A 233-nucleotide genomic window follows, 5' to 3' on the forward strand; every position below is an offset into this window, starting at 1 on the left:
CGCGTGGGAAACCACGCTGCTGCTGGTGTCCTCGCTGACCTTCGGCCTGGGCATGCTCGCGCTGCACAAGCACAAGGTTGGCCAGATGTACCTGTGGCTGGGCCTGACCTGGCTGCTGGGCTTCGGCTTCTTGGTCATGGAAGTGTGGGAGTTCAACCACCTCCTCCATGAGGGCTTCGGTCCGGACCACAGCGCGGTCCTGTCGGCGTTCTTCGCGCTGGTGGGCCCCCACG

General features: G+C 65.2%; 1 pseudogene. It reads left to right on the forward strand.

The features are described 5' to 3' along the window. Window positions 1-233: pseudogene (locus ACQG3P_RS24405) on the forward strand (cytochrome o ubiquinol oxidase subunit III); the annotation flags it as partial.

Source organism: Stenotrophomonas sp. SrG (assembly GCF_050031795.1).
Lineage (GTDB): Bacteria > Pseudomonadota > Gammaproteobacteria > Xanthomonadales > Xanthomonadaceae > Stenotrophomonas > Stenotrophomonas rhizophila_A.